2 rRNA genes are annotated in these 544 nt (G+C 41.2%); both read left to right on the plus strand.

What is annotated here, in order from left to right:
* A 16S ribosomal RNA gene (locus tag G8782_RS18350) occupies positions 1-98 on the plus strand; the annotation flags it as partial.
* A 354-nt stretch (positions 99-452) separates the two neighbouring features.
* Positions 453-544: ribosomal RNA gene (locus tag G8782_RS18355) — 23S ribosomal RNA — on the plus strand; the annotation flags it as partial.

A 544-nucleotide genomic window follows, 5' to 3' on the forward strand; every position in this document is an offset into this window, starting at 1 on the left:
ACCCTTTTGGGAGCCAGCCGCCGAAGGTGGGACAGATGATTGGGGTGAAGTCGTAACAAGGTAGCCGTATCGGAAGGTGCGGCTGGATCACCTCCTTTCTAAGGATATATGTTCGAAAGAGAAAAACACTTCGTGTTTGACCTTTCAACATTCGGAATGTGGATTTATATCCACAACTTGACGTTTTGCGTTCAGTTTTGAAGGCTCATTGAGATCATTAAGTGTTTTTCACTTAGTGAATCATGAACTTTCAAAACTTGTTCTTTGAAAACTGGATAAAACAATTTTAAGAGTAACAAATCAAGTAATCAATCGAGTCAATTACTTCGTAATTGATATTGCAATACCTTTTTAACGAACATTGACTTTACATCGCTGTCTAGTCATGTTCAAAGAAAGATATTTAACAGTGAACACAGCGTTCGACGCGACGGAATCTGATGAATATTTTAGGTTAAGTTAGAAAGGGCGCACGGCGGATGCCTTGGCACTAGGAGCCTATGAAGGACGGCACTAACACCGATATGCTCTGGGGAGCTGTAAG

Origin of the sequence: Sporosarcina jiandibaonis, from assembly GCF_013184495.1 — a bacterium.
GTDB lineage: Bacteria > Bacillota > Bacilli > Bacillales_A > Planococcaceae > Sporosarcina > Sporosarcina jiandibaonis.